This is a genomic window from Phytopseudomonas daroniae (assembly GCF_004327275.1).
Classification (GTDB): domain Bacteria; phylum Pseudomonadota; class Gammaproteobacteria; order Pseudomonadales; family Pseudomonadaceae; genus Aquipseudomonas; species Aquipseudomonas daroniae.
Genome location: NZ_QJUJ01000010.1, coordinates 1 through 18,639, shown reverse-complemented (window position 1 = coordinate 18,639; position 18,639 = coordinate 1). Strand labels below are relative to the sequence as shown.

Below are 18,639 nucleotides of genomic sequence, written 5' to 3'. Positions count from 1 at the left end.
AGTTCAGGACTCGTGTTGGGCAGGCTGCCGTTGGGCAATGGAGGGAGGCGTGGAGTAGCCGGAGATGAACAGTTTCTCGCTGCCGTCTTCACGGTACACGGCGCGATTCACCGCGCCGATGTCGGCACCGTAGACGTGGATGCTGATCGACACGCGATCGTCGAAGGCATTGCTGACCTGATGGATATCGCCGATGCGTGGCGACACCGCTTCGACCTGGCCGGGCTGCAGACGCACGGCGTCGCCATCGGCTTCCAGGCGTCCATCTGCGTGGCGGGTGAAACTCTGGGAGTCCTCTGCGCCACGTAGCATGCCGATCAGCCCCCAGACGCGGTGGTCGTGTACGGGGGTGCTTTGCCCCGGGCCCCAGACGAAGCTGACCACCGAGAAACGTTGCGCCGGGTCGAGATGCAGCAGGTATTGCTGGTAGCGCTCGGTGCTGGGTTGCGCGAGTTCATCCGGCAGCCAGTCATCGTGGCTGATCAGTTGCTGCAGCAGCTCGCCGCCTTGTTCGATCAGAGTGGCTTCATCGGGGGCACGGTTTAGCAGTTCTGAGAGGCCGTGAACGAAGGCGTTCAGGCGTTGCGGGGTGGCGGGGGGGCTCATGGCAGGTAATCCGTAGCGGTTTAGCGCTAAGGTAGCAATCCGTTATTGATTATAAAAATTCAATTTATGCATAAGCTAATATGCGGATTGAGTAATTTCAGGTGTGTCGTTCGAACCCGCCTTTCGTGTTGCCAGCGTTTTTTCTCCCTCTGCTTCCTGCCTCGGATCATTTCTGCTTCCGGCCTTTTATGGGCTTGTGGCGCACGCTTGAGCCTGTCTCACGATTTTTAATTATTTTGCATATTAGGATATTCCTAAAATGAATTTCATTTTCTGCTCGTCTCTCTATAAATTTTATAAGAACTAGCCAGTAAAGACGTTTTTATTATAAGTGAGGCGTCCGCAATAGCTTGGCTCCCGGACATGACCACGTGACAGGAAATTGCGACATGAGCATCGAAATCATCGGCATGATCACGGCCGCGCCGGCTTCGGAAGTGGATCAGCCACTGGGTGATGCGGTGGATCCGGCGTTCGTCGCCCGGTTCGCCCAGGCCCATGAAGAGGCGGGCTTCGACCGCGTACTGGTCGGCTATTTCTCCAACGGCCCGGAAGGCGCGGTGGTCAGCTCCTTCGCTGCCGCCGCGACACGCAAGCTGGGCATTCTGCTGGCTTACCGGCCGGGCATGATCGCGCCGTCGCTGGCCGCCCGACAGCTCGCCACCCTGGATCAGTTCAGCGGCGGACGCCTGGCACTCAATGTGGTCAGTGGCGGCAATGATGAGGATCTGCAGCGTGACGGCGATTACCTCAATCACACGCAACGTTACGCTCGCACCGAAGAATACCTGCAGGCACTGAAGGCGATCTGGACGGCCGAGCAGCCGGTGGATTTCAGTGGTGATTTCTATCGCTTCCAGGGCGCCTCGCCGGCGGTGCGTTGCACCCAACGGCCACACATCCCGATCTATTTCAGCGGTGCATCGGCTGCGGCGGTGCAGGTCGCGGCGCAGCATGCGGACACCTACATGCTCTGGGGCGAGCCGCTGGCTTCGGTGGCTGATCAGGTCGCCAGCGTAAGGGCTGCGGCCGCGGCGCGAGGCCGCACGCCCAGGTTCTCGGTGTCGTTCCGGCCCATCGTTGCCGACACCGAAGAGGCGGCCTGGAAACGTGCTGCCGAGATACTCGAACAGATTCGCGAAAACCGTACCCGTCTGGGGCTGCCCCTCACCGAGCACGCACCCGAGAACGTCGGTTCCCAGCGCCTGCTGGCGGCAGCGGGGCAGGGCGAGGTGCTGGACAGTCGTTTGTGGATGGGCGTTGCCCGTTTGACCGGTGCCCGCTGGAATTCCACCTCGCTGGTCGGCACGCCGGAACAGGTCGCCGCCGCATTGGGCGAGTACTACAAACTCGGTGTTTCCACCTTTCTGATTCGCGGTTTCGACCCATTGGGCGATGCCATCACTTACGGGCAGGGGCTGATTCCCGCCATTCACGAGCAGGTCGCCCGCTTGGCGCCCGGCAATTCCGAGGATCCATCGCAATGAAACTGTCCGCACTGTTGCGCACCGCACTGGCCGGCGCGTTCCTGGCTGCACCTCTGGTTCAGGCTGCCGAGCAGATCACCCTGCGCGTGGGTGACCAGAACTACTACAACGTCCGCGCTTCGGTGGAGGCATCCGGTGTGCTGGAGGGCGCGCCCTACAAGGTCGACTGGAAACATTTCCAATCCGCCGCACCAGTCGCTGAAGGTCTGGATGCCGGCGCGCTGGATCTCGGCTTTCTCGGTGATTCGGGTTTTATCTTCCTGGCTGCCAAGGGCGCGCCGGTGAAGCTGATCGGCGTGTCGCGGCAGAATCCGGACACCATTGCCCTGCTGGTGCCCAAGGATTCGCCGGCCAAGACCATCGCCGACCTGAAAGGCAAGAAGGTCGCTTACTGGCCGGGTGCCTGGAGCCAGCAGTTGACCCTGCGCGCCCTGGAGAAAGCCGGGTTGCCTCGCGACTACGTGGAGTTCGTCAAGCTGATGCCCATCGACGCCGCCGCGGCCTTGCCGCAAGGCAGCATCGACGCGTTTCCGGTGTGGGAACCCTACATTTCCCAGCAGATCGTGTTCTCCGGCGCCAAACCAATCATCACCGCACGTGACCTGATGCCGGGGCTGTCGAGCATCGCGGCCAACGCCGACACCCTGGATGAGAAACGTGCTGCGATCAGCGATTTCCTCGGCCGCCTGCAGAAAGCCCGAGCCTGGGTCGAAGCGAACAAGGAAACCTACGCCGACCTGTGGGCGAAGAAAGCCAGCCTCGATCAGGCCGTATCCCGCCACTGGATTGGCCAGGCCAACATGAGCGTCGGCCCGGTGGATGAGCAGGCGGCTCGCGACTATCAGGACACTGCCGATTTCCTCGTCGAAACCGGCGCACTGCCCAAGGCGTTCGACACCAAGGGCGTTATCGATACCTCGTTCGGCGACGCCTTCAAATAAGCCAGGGTCTGCCACCGCACCGGCGGAGCAGGCAGCGTCAACATCATTTTCTTTCGAGTCTTGTGAGCGTACCCACGCAGCAGCTCTTGTGCGTAATCGCCATTGGAGTCTGTCGCATGTCCCGTTCCCGTTTTATCGTCACAGCGGTTCTCGCTGCCCTGTCGTTCAGCAGCCTGTTGCAGGCAGCCGAGCCCGTCACCATCCGCCTCGGCTACGTGAAGGGCGACCGCTACGCCTCGCTGCGTGCTTCGGGCGAGCTGGAAAATCTCGATTACAAGGTCGAGCTGACGCCATTCGCCGCGGGTGCCCCGGTGCTCGAAGCGCTGAATGCCAATGCCCTGGATGTCGGCTTCACTGGCGATATTCCGTTCCTGTTCGTGCATGCCGCTGGCGCCCAGCTGAAGGCGGTTGGCGCCTGGCGCTACAACACCGCGACCGTGGCTCTGGTGGTGCCGAAGGATTCGGCGGCGCAGAACGTGTCCGATCTCAAGGGTAAGCGTATCGCCGTCAACCGTGGCGGCTGGGGGCATTTTCTGGCGCTTGGCCTGCTGGAGAAGAACGGCCTGACCGACAAGGACGTGACCTTCTCCTTCCTCGGCCCGGTCGATGGCCGTGCAGCGCTGGTACGTGGCTCGGTGGATGCCTGGGTGCCATGGGAACCCTACACCTCCAACGCCATCCTGATCGATGGCGCGCGAGTGATCGGTGACGGGCGCGGCATCATGAGTGGCTACTCCTACGCCCTGGCCAGCGAAAAGGCCCTGGCCGATGCCGACAAGAAGGCCGCTATCGGCGACCTGCTGATCCGCCTGGCCAAGGCGCAGCAATGGGCGCTGGCCCATCCGCAGCAAATGGCTGACGCGCTGTCCGAAGACCTCAACATTCCCCAGAACGTGGCCCGTCGCTGGGTAGAAGAAGCCCGTATCCAGCCCGCCGCATTGGACGAGGAAGTGGCGACCAGCCTGCAGAAAGCCGCGGATTTCTTCCACCGCCATGGCGTGCTGCCGAAACAGCTGGACGTGCAGCAGGCGTTCGATTTCAGCCTGGCGGGGGATGTGCGCAAAGCGATCGCGGAGGATCAGCACACGCAAGCGGCGCGATAAAGAAAAGAATCGCCGGCAAGCCGGCTCCTACATGCACCCGGTAGGAGCCGGCTTGCCGGCGATCATCCGTGATATCACAGCCAGACGGCATCCCAAAAGGGATAGTCCCCGATATGGCGAACCAGCCCTGCACGCAGAGGATTGGCCACGACATAGCGTGCCGTGTGCAGAAGTTCATCCTCATTGCGCAGGGCATGGTCGTGGAAGCCTTTCTGCCAGAGGCGGCCACTGCGGCCGCGGCTGTTATTGACGCTGATGGCGCTGCGCGACTTCAGTTGCCGCATCAGTTTTTCCAGCGGCATGTTTTCCAGTTGAATCAGCCAGTGCAGATGATCTGGCATGACCACCCAGGCTAACGAGCACAAATGCTTGTCATCGTGTAGTCGCCGCATCTCCGCCACCAATAGGCGAGCGAGGTTCCAGTCATGGAAAAATGGCTGTCGGTTCAAAGTGACAGTAGTCAGCAGGTAGATACGTCCCTGCTCGGAAAAACGCCCCGAACGCAGAGCATGCCCTCGTCGGGCAAAGTGGCTGGAATCCATTCCAGTGCCTCTCCATGTGAAAAACCATCGTTATCACACTGTAGGAGCTGCGGGGGCGCCTAGCCTTGCCAGCGATGCGGTCTGGCAATCGATATCGCCCGCAAGCGGGCCTTTCAGGTCGGATGCTTTAAAGCTTGTCCTGCTGCTCGGGGTGATCCTTGGCGACGCCGGGTACGTGCAGGCCGCTCTCGGCGACCTGGCTGCCTTCCAGTTGCGGTTGGGTTACCCAGGTGAGGATGTCGTAGTAGCGGCGGATGTTACGCACGAAGTGCACCGGCTCACCGCCGCGGGCGTAGCCGTAGCGGGTTTTGCTGTACCACTGCTTTTGCGACAGCCGCGGCAGGATCTTCTGCACGTCGAGCCATTTGTTGGGATCCATCCCTTCGGCTTCGGTCAGCTTGCGGGCGTCTTCCAGGTGCCCACCGCCGATGTTGTAGGAGGCGAGGGCGAACCAGGTGCGATCCGGTTCCTGAATGCTGTCCGGCAGCTGTTCCTTGACGTGCACCAGGTACTTGGCGCCACCCTGGATGCTCTGCTGCGGGTTGAGACGGTCGGACACACCCATTGCCTGGGCGGTGCGCAGGGTCAGCATCATCAGACCGCGCACACCGGTCTTGGAGGTGGCGCCGGGTTGCCAGAGGGACTCCTGATAACCCACTGCGGCGAGCATTCGCCAGTCCAGGCCATTGGCCTGGGCAGCCTTGCGGAAATCTTTTTCGTAACGTGGCAGGCGCTGCTGCAGGTGCTGGGCGAAGGTATAGGCGCCAACGTAGCCGAGCACATCGACGTGGCCGTAATAGCGTTCCTTCAGGCGTTGCAGGCTGCCGTTATCCTGAGAGCGGCGCAGGAAACCATCGACCTGCTCGAGCAGGCTGGTGTCTTCGCCGGGCGCCACGGCCCAACCCAGATTGCGCGAGTCGCCAAGGTCGAAGCCGACGCGCACGTTGGGGAAATACACCTGATTCATGGCCAGTTCGTTGGAGTCGACCAGGGTCAGGTCGATCTGCCCTTCATCGACCATACGCAGCAGGTCGACTACCTCGATATCGGCCGATTCCTCGTACTGCAATTCCGGCTCTTCTGCCTTCAGTGCGGCCAGCTGTTCGGCATGGCTGCTGCCCTTGAGCACCAGAATGCGTTTGCCGACCAGATCCGCGGGGCGGCTGGGGCGGCGCTGGCCGTTGCGGTAGACGATCTGCGGGGTCACTTCCAGATAGGGCACGGAGAAGCGGGCGCTTTGCTGGCGACCTTGGCTTTCCACCAGGCCGGCGGCAGCGAGCACCGGGCCGTTGGGTTGGCCGAGGCGGGAAAACAGGTCATCGAGGTTGTCGGCGGTCTGGATTTCCAGCTTGACGTCGAGGTCGTCGGCGAAGCGCTTGACCAGCTCGTACTCGAAGCCGGTTTCGCCGTTACGATCCTGGAAATAGGTCGCCGGGCTGTTGCGGGTTATCACGCGCAGCACGCCTTCCTCCTTGATGCGTTCAAGGCTGCTGGGAGGTTCCGCGCAGCCGCTGAGCATTAGGAGTAATCCGATCGCCGAGAGCCAGCCGGCGTAGCGCTTGCCAATCAGGTTGGGGGAGGGCATCGGAGCAGTATACGACAACGTCGTGCCGTTCCATATCTGGACAGCAGCGCTGCGCTCTGCTAGGCAGACACACTTTTTCGGCGCATTTCAGGCGATGCAGGAGGGTGACTTGGCCGATGACCGCACGGCGCGAGCGGGCGTGCCGCGAACGACGCTTTAGGCTAGAATGCACGGCCTCAAAGTACACCCCTTCCCAGAGGCTGTCCCCGATGTTGATCCTGCGCGGCGCTCCCGCCCTTTCTGCTTTTCGCCACGGTAAATTGCTCGAGCAACTGACCAGCAAGGTGCCTGCTGTGACCGGCCTTTACGCCGAGTTCGCACACTTTGCCGATGTCGACGGTGCGCTCCGTGCCGACGAAGAGCAAGTGCTGGCCCGTTTGCTGAAGTACGGCCCGAGTGTTCCGGTGCAGGAGCCCAGCGGTCGCCTGCTGCTGACCATCCCGCGTTTCGGCACCATTTCGCCATGGTCGAGCAAGGCCAGCGACATTGCCCGCAACTGCGGCCTGGGCAAGATTCGCCGCCTGGAGCGGGGCATCGCCTATTACGTCTCGGGCGAACTGAGCGACGCCGATGTGCAGCAGGCTGCCGCCGTATTGCACGACCGCATGACCCAGCTGGTGCTGAGCAACCTGCAGGATGCCGACAAGCTGTTCAGCCATGCCGAACCCAAGCCGCTGACCGCCGTGGACATCCTCGGTGGCGGCCGCGCCGCGCTGGAGAAGGCCAACATCGAGTTGGGCCTGGCCCTGGCCGAAGACGAAATCGATTACCTGGTCAGCGCCTTCCAGAATCTTTCGCGCAACCCGCACGACATCGAACTGATGATGTTCGCCCAGGCCAACTCCGAGCATTGTCGTCACAAGATCTTCAATGCCAGCTGGGATATCGACGGCCAGAACCAGGAAAAATCCCTGTTCGGCATGATCAAGAACACCTACCAGATGCACAGTGAAGGCGTGCTGTCCGCTTATAAGGACAACGCCTCGGTGATCAAAGGCCACACCGCCGGGCGTTTCTTCCCCAATCCTGAAACCCGCCAGTACGGCGCGGTGCAGGAGCCGGTGCACATCCTGATGAAGGTGGAAACCCACAACCACCCGACCGCCATCGCCCCGTTCCCCGGTGCATCCACTGGTTCCGGCGGCGAGATTCGCGACGAAGGCGCCACCGGCCGTGGTGCCAAGCCGAAAGCCGGCCTGACCGGTTTCACCGTCTCCAACCTGAACATCCCCGGCTTCGAACAGCCCTGGGAACAGGCCTACGGCAAGCCCGAGCGTATCGTCACCCCGCTGGATATCATGATCGAAGGCCCGCTGGGCGGCGCCGCGTTCAACAACGAATTCGGTCGTCCGGCCCTGACCGGTTACTTCCGCACCTTCGAACAATCGATCAACACGCCCCACGGCGAAGAAGTGCGTGGCTACCACAAGCCGATCATGCTCGCTGGCGGCATGGGCAACATCCGTGAAGATCATGTGCAGAAGGGCGAGATCACCGTTGGCGCCAAGCTGATCGTGCTCGGCGGCCCGGCCATGCTGATCGGTCTGGGCGGCGGCGCCGCTTCGTCGATGGCCACCGGCGCCAGCTCCGCCGATCTGGATTTCGCCTCGGTACAGCGCGAGAACCCGGAAATGGAGCGCCGCTGCCAGGAGGTCATCGACCGCTGCTGGCAACTGGGCGACAAGAACCCCATCGCCTTCATCCATGACGTCGGCGCCGGTGGCATCTCCAATGCCTTCCCGGAGCTGGTCAACGATGGTGGTCGTGGTGGCCGCTTCGAACTGCGCAACGTGCCCAACGACGAGCCGGGCATGGCCCCGCACGAGATCTGGAGCAACGAATCCCAGGAACGTTACGTGCTGGCCGTCAGCGCCGTCGATTTCGAGCGTTTCCAGGCCATCTGCGAGCGTGAGCGCTGCCCGTTCGCCGTGGTCGGCGAGGCCACCGCAGAGCCGCAACTGACCGTCACCGACAGCCATTTCGGCAACACTCCGGTGGACATGCCGCTGGAAGTGCTGCTCGGCAAGCCGCCGCGCATGCACCGTTCGGTGACCCGTGAAGCCGAGCTGGGCGATGATTTCGACCCGAGCACCCTGGACATCGGCGAAGCCGCCGAGCGCGTGCTGCATCACCCGGCCGTGGCCAGCAAGAGCTTCCTGATCACCATCGGCGACCGCACCATCACCGGCCTGGTCGCCCGCGATCAGATGGTCGGCCCGTGGCAGGTTCCGGTGGCCGACGTCGCCGTTACCGCCACCAGCTTCGACGTCTATACCGGTGAAGCCATGGCCATGGGCGAGCGCACGCCGCTGGCGCTGCTCGACGCCCCGGCGTCCGGGCGGATGGCGATCGGTGAGACGCTGACCAACATCGCGGCTTCGCGCATCGACAAGCTGTCCGACATCAAACTGTCGGCCAACTGGATGTCCGCGGCCGGTCACCCGGGTGAAGACGCGCGCCTGTACGACACGGTGAAAGCCGTCGGTATGGAGCTGTGCCCCGAGCTGGGCCTGACCATTCCGGTGGGCAAGGACTCGATGTCGATGAAGACCAAGTGGAGCGAAGAGGGCCTTGATAAGAGCGTCACCTCGCCGCTGTCGCTGATCGTCACCGGTTTCGCGCCGGTCGCCGATGTGCGCAAGACCCTGACCCCCGAACTGCGCATGGACAAGGGCGAGACCGATCTGATCCTGATCGACCTCGGTCGTGGCCAGAACCGTATGGGCGCCTCGATCCTCGCTCAGGTCTACAGCAAGCTCGGCCGCCAAGCGCCGGATGTCGATGACGCCGAAGACCTCAAGGCGTTCTTCGCGGTGATCCAGGGCCTCAACGCCGATGGTCACCTGCTGGCCTACCACGACCGTTCCGACGGCGGCCTGCTGGTCAGCGCCCTGGAAATGGCCTTCGCCGGTCATTGCGGCCTGAACCTGCAGCTCGACGGCCTGGCCGAGAGCCGTGAGGAACTGGCTGCCATCCTGTTCAACGAAGAGCTGGGGGCGCTGATCCAGGTACGCCAGGACGCCACCCCGGACGTGCTGGCGCAGTTCAGCGCTGCCGGCCTCGGCGACTGCGTCGCGGTGATCGGCCAGCCGGTCAACAACGGCGACGTGGCCATCAGTTTCAACGACCAGCCTGTATTCGCAGGCCAGCGTCGTCTGCTGCAACGTCAGTGGGCTGAAACCAGCCATCGCATCCAGCGTCTGCGTGACAACGCCGACTGCGCGGATCAGGAATTCGATGCGCTGCTGGAAGAAGACAACCCCGGCCTGAGCGTCAAGCTTGGCTTCGACGTCAACGACAACATCGCCGCGCCTTACATCAAGAAGGGCGTGCGTCCGCAGGTCGCCGTTCTGCGTGAGCAGGGCGTCAACGGTCAGGTGGAAATGGCCGCAGCCTTCGACCGCGCCGGCTTTACATCGGTTGATGTGCATATGAGCGACATCCTCGCCGGTCGTGTCGATCTGAATGACTTCAAGGGCCTGGTCGCCTGCGGTGGCTTCTCCTACGGCGACGTACTCGGCGCCGGTGAAGGCTGGGCCAAGTCGGCGCTGTTCAACGCCCGTGCCCGCGATGCTTTCCAGGGCTTCTTCGAACGCAAGGACAGCTTCACCCTCGGTGTGTGCAACGGTTGCCAGATGCTCTCCAACCTGCACGAGTTGATTCCGGGCAGTGAGTTCTGGCCACACTTCGTGCGCAACCGCTCCGAGCAGTTCGAGGCCCGTGTGGCCATGGTGCAGGTGCAGGAATCGGCGTCGATCTTCCTGCGCGGCATGGCCGGTTCGCGCCTGCCGATCGCCATCGCCCATGGTGAAGGTCATGCCGAGTTCGGAAGCGAAGAGGCGCTGCTGGAAGCCGACCTGTCCGGCACCATCGCGCTGCGTTTCGTCGACAACCACGGCAAGGTCACCGAAGCTTACCCGGCCAACCCCAACGGCTCGCCGCGCGGGATCACCGGCCTGACCAGCCGCGACGGTCGCGTCACCATCATGATGCCGCACCCGGAGCGCGTGTTCCGCGCCGTGCAGAACTCCTGGCGTCCGGATGACTGGCAGGAAGATGGTGGCTGGCTGCGCATGTTCCGCAACGCCCGGGTATGGGTCGACTGATCACCGACTTGCAGTGAAAAAATAGCCGGGAGTTATTTTTAACGTCGCTTGCGACGGCCCGAAGAGTGGCCACCAGGGATGGCAGGCCATAAAAAACGTCAGGCATTGCCTGGCGTTTTTCGTTTTGCAGCACGAGTAGCGCAGTACCTGTAGGGTGGGTGAAACGCCTGTAAGATCGCTAGAAACCCACCATCGTCGCACTACATAACACCGCCTGGCGAGGTGTGCGCCACGCCATGATTGCCAGAGCCACCCCAATCCCATTACAGCGCCTTTCCGCTAGGGAACGGCGCTCGCTGAGGCGAGTCGATATGTCAGCAGTGTCGGCTGCATCACGAACCCGGCACGGCAATGGGCCATTATGCTGTGGCATGATTAGCTCATTGTTTTCAGCGACTTGCAGCGGAGTAGTTGATGTACAAATTTTGTTTCTACGTTCCGGAGAGTCATCTGGAAAGCGTGAAGTCGGCCGTATTCGTGGCTGGCGCCGGACGCATCGGCGATTACGAGCAATGCTGCTGGCAAACCCTTGGCCGCGGCCAGTTCCGCCCTCTGGAAGGCAGCACGCCGTTTCTTGGTCAGAGCGGTGAGCTGGAAACGATCGCCGAATGGAAGGTCGAAATGGTGGTCGCCGATGAGCTGATCCACAACGCGGTCAAGGCCCTGAAGAATACCCATCCCTACGAAATGCCTGCCTTCGAGGTGTGGCGTCTGTCCGACCTGCAGTTCTGATCCGCTTCCTCACGCTGATACCGAGCCTTGTGATCCTTGTCAGGGCCTGATTTCGATCAGCGTCCCATCTTTCACCAGTGCCCAGACCTCGCGCATGTCGGCATTCTTCATGGCGATGCAGCCTTCGGTCCAGTCCAGGGTGTGGAAGAACCACTCGGGGTATTCATCGTCCAGCGGTGTGCCGTGGATCATGATCATGCTGCCCGGTTTTGCGCCGGCGGCTTTCGCCTGGGCCTGGTCGCGAGCGTTGGGGTAGGAGATGTGCATGGACAACTGGTAGTTCTCACTCTTGCGGCGCCAGTCTATCCAGTAGAAACCTTCCGGCGTGCGCAGGTCGCCTTCGCGCTGTTTGGCGCCGATTGGCTGCTTGCCCAGGGAAATCCGGTACGACTTGAGGGTTTCACCCTGGCCAATCAGATGCAGCCGGCGCTCGGATTTTTCCACCAGGATCTTGTCGACGGTCACTGCGGTCGAGGCGGGTGCTGTGGCGGCATGACTCGCGAAGGACAGCGTGAAGCAGAGAAGGGCGAGTAACCAGCGCATGGTGTTTCCGACTGATCAGATGGCCGGCAGGCGGCGGATGCTCATTCTAAGGCACGGGTATTGGGGCGCCTAGAGGCCGCTGGGGCAGCCTTGAAAATCAGGTGCCTTGTACCGCTTAAAAGCGTGATGACTCAACTGACGCATGATCGGAGGCTTATTTGTTTCTGGCAGGTTGGGCAGCAGGGGCGGGAGCCACGCATTGCACCGGCAATCTCCTTCAGCGATAGAGCTGCGTGGCTGAAGAGCCATTCTTTGCGACTCATGAGTGTAGTGCTTATGAGAATAATTAAGTTTTATATTTGATTCCAAGTTGTTAGCATCTCATGCGCCAACAACAGGTGATGCTTTCCTGCTGCTCATACGGACTGGGCAAATGTCAGCAAAACCACTATCCGTATTTAGGAATCAAACGATGCTTCGCCCAGTCTATCCTGCTCTGGCCAGTGCCTTGTCATTGTGCCTGTCTACCTATGTGCTCGCTGCCCCAGTCAATTTCGACCTGCCGGCGCAGCCCTTATCCAGTGCCTTGACTCAATTGAGCGCCGCCAGTGGCATGCGCGTTATCTTCGACGCGCAAGCGGTAGCGGGTAAGCAGGCCCCGGCAGTACGCGGTAGCCTGGAGCCAGCCCAGGCCCTGAACCAGGTGCTGGCGGGTAGTGGGCTTAGTGCATCGGTCAACGGTAATACCGCGCAGGTATCTCTGCTGGGCAGCAACGATGGCACGCTGACGCTCGGTGAGGTGAACATCAATGCGCAGAGTAGCCTCGCTGGAGCGGCAACCACCGAAGGTACGCAGTCCTACACCACCGGTTCGATGAGCACCGCGACCAAGCTGCCGATGTCGATTCGCGAAACGCCGCAGTCGGTCAGTGTGATCACCCGCCAACGTATCGAAGATCAGGGCATCAACGATCTGCAGGATCTGGTGCGCTCTGCCCCAGGCCTCACCTTGAACAAGATCGGCTCTGATCGTCAGTCGTTCCAGGCCCGTGGTTTCGATATCGACAACATCATGTATGACGGTCTGCCGACCACCACGAGTACCTTCACACAGGACACCATTGCCTCGGCCGACATGGCGATCTTCGACCGTGTCGAAGTCGTACGTGGCGCTACCGGCCTGATGACGGGAGCGGGCAACCCCTCTGCAACTATCAACTTGGTGCGCAAGCGCCCGACTGCTACTCCGCAACTGAGTATCAGCGCCAGTGCTGGTAGCTGGGATCGCTACCGCACCGAGGTCGATGCCTCCAACAAGCTGAACGAATCGGGCACCTTGCGTGGCCGCGTAGTGGCGGCTTATGAAGACAACAACAGCTTCGTCGATGTGCGCGAAACCAAGCGCCAGACCTTTTACGGCGTTCTTGAGGCTGATCTGACCGACGCGACCACCTGGACAATAGGTGCTTCCAAACAGCGTGAAGACAAGACTTCTGACTGGGGCAGCCTGCCGAGCGGCCCCAATGGTGAGGATCTGCACCTTTCACGCTCTACGTTTATATCCAACGACTGGTCATATTGGGATCAGGAAAATTACACGCTGTTTTCCGATATCACCCATCGCTTCGCCAATGGTTGGACCGCAAAGTTGGCTGCCGCGAAGATGTGGTCTGACGCTGATACCTTTTCCAGTTACTTGTATTACTCGCCCAGTGAGCTTGTTCAATCTTCAGGGCAGTATGCGAACAAAGATATCCAGACTAATTTGGATGCCACGCTATCTGGCCCGATCCAGCTGTTTGGCAGGGAGCATGAACTCTTTGTAGGTGCTAGCCGTCGAGAGGAACAGTTTCGTTCGGTAGGCGGATATTGGGGCGCTACCCCAATCAATATTTACAACTTCAACCATGATATCGCCAAACCTTCACTTGCTGATCGCCAATACTATGGGTCGCATAATACTCAAACGGAAGAAGCCGTTTATGCAGGTGCACGTTTTAACCCGATTGATCCGCTGCGTGTGATCATTGGCGGGCGAGTAAGTTGGTATGAGTATGAAGGGCGTTTGGTTAACAATGCCTATGTAGAGACTCCTCAAGAGCAAAAGGTTACTCGAGAGGTAACGCCTTATGCCGGAGTGATCTACGACCTTAATGACACTTATTCGGTCTATGCGAGCTACACGGAGATATTTAAGCCTCAAAGCGTTCAGAGCGTAGCCTCTGCTATTTTGGATCCCATGACAGGGGAAAGCTACGAAATTGGCCTGAAAGGCGAGTATTTTGACGGCGACCTCAATGCTTCTGTGGCGCTGTTTGACATGACCCAAGAAGGGCGTGCTTATGCGCTAGATCGCAGCCTTTGCCCAAACCCTAACATAGCCTGTTCTGCAGCTGCTGGCGAAGTCCGCAGTCAAGGTATCGATGCAGAGCTGAGTGGTGCACTGACAGCCAACTGGCAGTTCTCGGCTTCCTATGTCTATCTCCTTAGCGAGTACGTCAAAGATGCAAACGTTGCAAATGAAGGCAAACTGTTTGCCCCAGAGCAGCCCAAGCACCTGTTCAAGGCAGCGACCAGCTATCAGCTGACCGGTGATCTGAGCAAGTGGCGTGTTGGCGCTGATGTTTACGCGCAGAGCGATACCTACAAGCGCGTTGGTACCGGGCATTCGGAACAGGACGCCTATTCGGTGGTTGGGCTGATGGCCGGCTATCGTTTCGACGAGCACTGGGATGCCCGTGTCAACCTCAACAACGTCTTCGACACCAAGTATTGGGCGGGTATTCCATCAGGGGGCGGCACCGGTGTGTACGGCGATCCTCGCAACCTGATGTTCTCGGTGAAGTGGTCGCTCTGATGACCTCCATCGGAAGATGAAAAAACGCCCCGGCTTTGTCCGGGGCGTTTTCGTATGTACCAGCCGCAGCCTGCGGTTGAGGTACGCGTCAGTACAGCGACGGCAGCTCGTTGGGGCGCAGGTCGAACACCAGCACTTCGGCCTGCTCGCCATTGCTCAGGTGGATATCCCGCACATCGCGCAGCCGTGCACCATCGCCCGCCTGCAGCGGCTGGCCGTTCAATTCGACGCTGCCGCGAGCCACATGGACGTAGGCGTAACGGTTTTCGTCCAACTGCAAGTGAGCCTGCTCGGCGCCGTCGAACAGCCCGGCATAGACTCGCGCGTTCTGGCGCACCGACAGCGAGCCGTCGGCGCCGTCCGGTGAGATGATCAATTGCAGGCGTCCGCGTTTCTGCGCTTCGCTGAAGTGCTCCTGCTGGTAGCGTGGCTTGGCCTGACGCTCGCTCGGCACGATCCAGATCTGCAGGAAGTGCACCGAGTCGCGGGGCGAGTGGTTGAACTCGCTGTGCGAGACACCGGTGCCGGCACTCATCAGTTGCACGTCGCCAGGGCGGATCACCGAGCCGGTGCCCATGCTGTCCTTGTGCTCCAGTGCGCCTTCCAGCACGTAGGAGAAAATCTCCATGTTGCGATGCGGGTGTTCGCCGAAGCCCTGGCCGGCGGCCACGGTGTCGTCATTGATCACCAGCAGGTCGGAGAAACCTCTTTCTTTCGGGTTGTTGTAACTGGCGAAAGAGAAGGTGTGGAAGGAGTTGAGCCAGCCATGGTTGGCGTGGCCACGATCGGTCGATTTACGGATAGCCAGCATGATGATTCTCCTGTTGATGGTCGCGGCCTTATATCGGCGGCATGGAAGAGATCTTACTGACTATCAGTGGATTGATTAACTGGCTGTAAATTGAATTATTGTCTCTTTCGGGTTGACAGTTTCCCGGAGCTCAGCGGCCCATATGCTGAATCTGTTCCTTGATGAAATCCGAGAACACCTGCACCGCCCGCGCGGATTGCCGGTGTTGTGGGTACACCGCGTAGACCGCCGCCGGAGCCGGCCAATGCTCCTCGAGTATCGGAACCAGTGCGCCGCTTTCCAGAGCCTGGCCGATGATGAAGGTGGGCAGGTAGGCGATGCCCATGCCGGCGATGGCGGCATCGCGGATCAGTTCGCCGTTGTTGGCGCGCAACTGACCGCGCATGGTCAGGTTGCGGGCCTTGCCCTGATCGCGCAGGCGCCATTCGACATGCCGGCTATGGCCGTAGAGCAGGCAGGCATGCTGCTGCAGGTCATCGAGGTTTTCCGGTGTGCCGTGCTCGTCGAGATAGGCCGAGCTGGCGCAGAGAATGGTCTGCATGTCGGTCAGGCGCTTGGCGATCAGGCTGGAGTCTTCCAGCGTGCCGATGCGGATAGACATGTCGTAACCGTCGGCGAGCAGGTCGACGGCGCGGTCATTGAGGTCGATTTCCAGATTGATGTGCGGGTGCTGCTGCATGAACAGCGGCAGCAGGTGGCTCAGGTGCAGGGTGGCGAAGGTCATCGGCGCGCTGACCCGCAGGGTGCCGCGTAGCGAAGCACCCTGGGCCGACACCAGTTCCTGGGCGTCACGCAGATCGGCCAGGATGGTGGTGGCCTTGTCGTACAGCAGCAGACCCAGCTCGGTGGCCTGCAGGCGGCGCGTGGTGCGGTTGAGCAGACGTACCCCGAGCAGTTCCTCCAGCACGGCGATACGTCGGCTGACGTACTGCTTGGACACACCGAGGGCGTCGGCGGCTGCGGTGAAACTGCCGGTGTCCAGGGTAGTGACGAACAGGCGCAGGTCTTCGACGTTCATGGGCTTCTCATCGGTTGGCCTACGATTATTACCGGGTGCGTATGCTTCGCGCCATCGGCTATCCTCGGCGTCTGCCTCAACTGCCCCAGGACGCTTCGATGTTCGCCAGCAAGTTGCCGTCGATCGGCACCACGATTTTTACCACCATGTCCCAGCTCGCCGCCCAGACCGGCGCCATCAACCTGTCCCAGGGCTTCCCTGACTACGATGGGCCCGAGGCGCTGCGCGAGGCTGTCAACCGGCACATCGCCGCCGGGCACAACCAATACGCGCCGATGACCGGTCTGCCGGCGCTGCGCGAGCAGATCGCCCTGAAGATCGAGCGTCTCTATGGTCGCCAGGTCGGCGTGGACAGTGAAGTGACCGTAACCCCAGGCGCGACCCAGGCGATCTTCTGTGCGATCCAGGCACTGATCCACCCCGGCGACGAGGTGATCGTCTTCGACCCGAGCTATGACAGTTACGACCCGGGCGTCACCCTGGCCGGTGGCCGCTGCGTTCATGTCCCGCTGGCCAGCGGCGCTTTCGCCATCGACTGGCAGCGCCTGGAAGCAGCGTTGAGCCCGCGTACCCGGCTGATCATCCTCAATACGCCGCACAACCCCAGCGGCGCGCTGATCAGCCGTGACGAACTGGATCGCCTGGCGGCGCTGATTCGCGACCGCGACATCTACCTGATCAGCGACGAAGTCTATGAGCATCTGGTGTTCGATGGCCGCCAGCACGCCAGCGTACTGGCCCATGACGAACTCTATGCGCGGGCCTTCGTGGTCAGCTCGTTCGGCAAGACCTACCACGTCACCGGCTGGAAGACTGGCTACGTGGTGGCGCCACCGACGCTGAGCGCCGAACTGCGCAAGATCCACCAGTACGTCAGCTTCTGTGGCGTGACACCGTTGCAGTGGGCGCTGGCGGACTTCATGGCGGCTTGCCCCGAGCACGTGGACGAACTGCCCGGTTTCTATCAGGCCAAGCGCGATCTGTTCTGCGACCTGCTGGCGGATTCACGCTTCACCTTCAGCCGCACGCCGGGCACCTATTTCCAGCTGGCCGACTATTCGGCGATCCGTCCGGATCTGGACGACGTGGCAATGGCTCAGTGGCTGACCCGTGAACATGGCGTGGCGGCAATTCCCGTGTCGGTGTTCTGCCAGACGCCGGATCCCGCGCAACGCCTGGTGCGCTTCTGCTTCGCCAAGCGTGAAGACACTTTGCGCCAGGCGGCGGAAAAACTGCAGGCCGTGTAGGGTGGACAACCGCGAAGCGTTGTCCACCACGTAGCATGCCGAGATCACTCGAGAGGGCTATTGATGACCAAGCAAGACAACCTCGAACTGGCGCTGATCCAGAGCGAACTGGCCTGGCACGATCCTGAGGCCAATCGCGCGCATTTCGAAAAGCAGCTGCAGCAGGCCGCTGGCGCCGATCTGGTGATACTGCCCGAGATGTTCAGCACCGGTTTTTCCATGCAGTCGGCCGAGCTGGCCGAGCCGGAAGACGGGCCCACCAGCCGTTGGCTCAGTGAGCAGGCACGGCAAGTCGGCGCGGTGATCACCGGCAGCCTGATCATCCAGGCCGCCGACGGCAGTTATCGCAATCGCCTGCTGTGGGCGCGACCGGATGGTTCGGTGGAGCACTACGACAAGCGCCACCTGTTTCGTATGGCGGGCGAACACCAGCACTACGCGGCGGGTGACCGGCAGGTGGTGTTCGAGGTCAAGGGATGGCGGGTACGTCCGCTGATCTGCTACGACCTGCGTTTCCCGGTCTGGAGCCGTGATCCACAGGGCACCGATCTGCTGCTCTACACCGCCAACTGGCCAGCGGCGCGGCGCTCGCACTGGAATCGTCTGTTGCCCGCCCGGGCCATCGAGAACCTGTGCTACGTGGCGGCGGTGAATCGAATCGGTGTGGATGGCAAGGGGCACCCTTACAGCGGTGACTCCCAGGTGCTGGATTTCCAGGGTGAAAGCCTGCTCGATGCGCATGACAAGCCCGGCGTGTTCCACCAGCGCCTCGACGGCGCAGCATTGGCTGCCTACCGCGAGCGCTTTCCGGCGCACCAGGATGCCGATCCGTTCGAGCTTCGCTGAGCCTGCCCATGCTCTTTCAAGGCAGGCTTCTAGCGTTAAAGTAACAGTGGCAAAGTGGTGGAGCGCTATTCACCCCGTAGGGTGGACAACGCTCTTTTTGTCCACCATTGCGATGGTAGAGCGGTGGACGGATCGGGCCGCGCAGGTGAAGCGTCGTCCACCCTTGTATCTCGACTACAGCCTTTCAGTGAGGTTATGGTTCCCGACTGATCATCGGGGGAGGAGCTGCAAGCCGTGTCCACCCTTAAGCCTTGAGCTTGCAACGTAGATTGCGC

Annotated in this window: 14 protein-coding genes; 8 read left to right on the top strand and 6 right to left on the bottom strand. The window is 61.2% G+C overall.

From position 1 onward, the window contains the following. Positions 1 to 3 precede the first annotated feature (3 nt). Positions 4 to 606, bottom strand: coding sequence for a cysteine dioxygenase family protein (locus DNK10_RS20370; RefSeq protein ID WP_131192820.1), 603 nt, complete (start codon positions 604 to 606; stop codon positions 4 to 6). Between the two features lie 410 nt (positions 607 to 1,016). Here DNK10_RS20370 and DNK10_RS20365 point away from each other — a divergent pair, with 410 nt between their 5' ends. The 3 genes from DNK10_RS20365 (at position 1,017) to DNK10_RS20355 (ending at position 4,137) form a co-directional block, all read left to right on the top strand. Beyond that, positions 1,017 to 2,093, top strand: a complete 1,077-nt coding sequence (locus DNK10_RS20365; RefSeq protein ID WP_131192943.1) for an LLM class flavin-dependent oxidoreductase — start codon at positions 1,017 to 1,019, stop codon at positions 2,091 to 2,093. Next, entirely contained in the window at positions 2,090 to 3,034 is a 945-nt protein-coding gene (locus tag DNK10_RS20360) for an ABC transporter substrate-binding protein (RefSeq protein ID WP_131192819.1), read from the top strand. Before DNK10_RS20365 ends, DNK10_RS20360 begins: the two co-directional genes overlap by 4 nt. A gap of 116 nt (positions 3,035 to 3,150) precedes the next feature. After that, entirely contained in the window at positions 3,151 to 4,137 is a 987-nt protein-coding gene (locus tag DNK10_RS20355; protein WP_131192818.1) for an ABC transporter substrate-binding protein, read from the top strand. Positions 4,138 to 4,211: 74 nt separating this feature from the next. Here DNK10_RS20355 and DNK10_RS20350 read toward each other — a convergent pair whose 3' ends face one another. Both DNK10_RS20350 and mltF read right to left on the bottom strand, forming a co-directional pair. After that, positions 4,212 to 4,679 carry an REP-associated tyrosine transposase gene (locus tag DNK10_RS20350; protein WP_131192817.1) on the bottom strand — a complete coding sequence of 156 codons (468 nt, stop codon included), beginning with the start codon at positions 4,677 to 4,679 and terminating at the stop codon, positions 4,212 to 4,214. A gap of 127 nt (positions 4,680 to 4,806) precedes the next feature. Further along, positions 4,807 to 6,264 (bottom strand): membrane-bound lytic murein transglycosylase MltF, encoded by a 1,458-nt coding sequence (mltF, locus tag DNK10_RS20345; RefSeq protein WP_131181831.1) that lies wholly within the window; start codon positions 6,262 to 6,264, stop codon positions 4,807 to 4,809. A gap of 209 nt (positions 6,265 to 6,473) precedes the next feature. Between mltF and purL the strand changes: the two genes are divergently transcribed. Further along, complete coding sequence (gene purL, locus DNK10_RS20340; protein WP_131192816.1) at positions 6,474 to 10,370, top strand: phosphoribosylformylglycinamidine synthase; 3,897 nt, start codon at positions 6,474 to 6,476, stop codon at positions 10,368 to 10,370. A gap of 414 nt (positions 10,371 to 10,784) precedes the next feature. Next, a complete protein-coding gene (locus DNK10_RS20335) occupies positions 10,785 to 11,102 on the top strand; it encodes a YqfO family protein (protein WP_131181833.1) in 318 nt (105 codons plus the stop codon). A 39-nt stretch (positions 11,103 to 11,141) separates the two neighbouring features. Here DNK10_RS20335 and DNK10_RS20330 read toward each other — a convergent pair whose 3' ends face one another. After that, on the bottom strand, positions 11,142 to 11,645 hold the full coding sequence (locus DNK10_RS20330; RefSeq protein WP_131192815.1) for a L,D-transpeptidase family protein: 504 nt from the start codon (positions 11,643 to 11,645) through the stop codon (positions 11,142 to 11,144). A 412-nt stretch (positions 11,646 to 12,057) separates the two neighbouring features. On the opposite strand from DNK10_RS20330, the gene DNK10_RS20325 reads away from it, so the two are divergent. Beyond that, complete coding sequence (locus DNK10_RS20325) at positions 12,058 to 14,442, top strand: TonB-dependent siderophore receptor (protein WP_131192814.1); 2,385 nt, start codon at positions 12,058 to 12,060, stop codon at positions 14,440 to 14,442. 88 nt (positions 14,443 to 14,530) lie between these two features. On the opposite strand, the gene DNK10_RS20320 is transcribed toward DNK10_RS20325, so the two are convergent. Together DNK10_RS20320 and DNK10_RS20315 are read right to left on the bottom strand one after the other, a co-directional pair. Continuing rightward, positions 14,531 to 15,253 carry a pirin family protein gene (locus DNK10_RS20320; RefSeq protein WP_131192813.1) on the bottom strand — a complete coding sequence of 241 codons (723 nt, stop codon included), beginning with the start codon at positions 15,251 to 15,253 and terminating at the stop codon, positions 14,531 to 14,533. A gap of 130 nt (positions 15,254 to 15,383) precedes the next feature. Continuing rightward, positions 15,384 to 16,271 carry a LysR family transcriptional regulator gene (locus tag DNK10_RS20315; protein WP_131192812.1) on the bottom strand — a complete coding sequence of 296 codons (888 nt, stop codon included), beginning with the start codon at positions 16,269 to 16,271 and terminating at the stop codon, positions 15,384 to 15,386. Between the two features lie 98 nt (positions 16,272 to 16,369). Between DNK10_RS20315 and DNK10_RS20310 the strand changes: the two genes are divergently transcribed. Both DNK10_RS20310 and DNK10_RS20305 read left to right on the top strand, forming a co-directional pair. Then, positions 16,370 to 17,518 (top strand): pyridoxal phosphate-dependent aminotransferase, encoded by a 1,149-nt coding sequence (locus DNK10_RS20310; protein WP_131192942.1) that lies wholly within the window; start codon positions 16,370 to 16,372, stop codon positions 17,516 to 17,518. 63 nt (positions 17,519 to 17,581) lie between these two features. After that, on the top strand, positions 17,582 to 18,364 hold the full coding sequence (locus DNK10_RS20305; protein ID WP_131192811.1) for an amidohydrolase: 783 nt from the start codon (positions 17,582 to 17,584) through the stop codon (positions 18,362 to 18,364). The last annotated feature ends 275 nt before the right edge of the window (positions 18,365 to 18,639 follow it).

Bases quoted from the DNA above. Each gene is read 5' to 3' on its own strand.
- DNK10_RS20350 (WP_131192817.1), bottom strand. From the start codon at position 4,679: ATGGATTCCAGCCACTTTGCCCGACGAGGGCATGCTCTGCGTTCGGGG.
- purL (WP_131192816.1), top strand. From the start codon at position 6,474: ATGTTGATCCTGCGCGGCGCTCCCGCCCTTTCTGCTTTTCGCCACGGT.
- DNK10_RS20360 (WP_131192819.1), top strand. From the start codon at position 2,090: ATGAAACTGTCCGCACTGTTGCGCACCGCACTGGCCGGCGCGTTCCTG.
- DNK10_RS20315 (WP_131192812.1), bottom strand. From the start codon at position 16,271: ATGAACGTCGAAGACCTGCGCCTGTTCGTCACTACCCTGGACACCGGC.
- DNK10_RS20330 (WP_131192815.1), bottom strand. From the start codon at position 11,645: ATGCGCTGGTTACTCGCCCTTCTCTGCTTCACGCTGTCCTTCGCGAGT.
- DNK10_RS20365 (WP_131192943.1), top strand. From the start codon at position 1,017: ATGATCACGGCCGCGCCGGCTTCGGAAGTGGATCAGCCACTGGGTGAT.
- DNK10_RS20325 (WP_131192814.1), top strand. From the start codon at position 12,058: ATGCTTCGCCCAGTCTATCCTGCTCTGGCCAGTGCCTTGTCATTGTGC.
- DNK10_RS20370 (WP_131192820.1), bottom strand. From the start codon at position 606: ATGAGCCCCCCCGCCACCCCGCAACGCCTGAACGCCTTCGTTCACGGC.
- DNK10_RS20310 (WP_131192942.1), top strand. From the start codon at position 16,370: ATGTTCGCCAGCAAGTTGCCGTCGATCGGCACCACGATTTTTACCACC.
- DNK10_RS20335 (WP_131181833.1), top strand. From the start codon at position 10,785: ATGTACAAATTTTGTTTCTACGTTCCGGAGAGTCATCTGGAAAGCGTG.
- DNK10_RS20305 (WP_131192811.1), top strand. From the start codon at position 17,582: ATGACCAAGCAAGACAACCTCGAACTGGCGCTGATCCAGAGCGAACTG.
- mltF (WP_131181831.1), bottom strand. From the start codon at position 6,264: ATGCCCTCCCCCAACCTGATTGGCAAGCGCTACGCCGGCTGGCTCTCG.
- DNK10_RS20320 (WP_131192813.1), bottom strand. From the start codon at position 15,253: ATGCTGGCTATCCGTAAATCGACCGATCGTGGCCACGCCAACCATGGC.
- DNK10_RS20355 (WP_131192818.1), top strand. From the start codon at position 3,151: ATGTCCCGTTCCCGTTTTATCGTCACAGCGGTTCTCGCTGCCCTGTCG.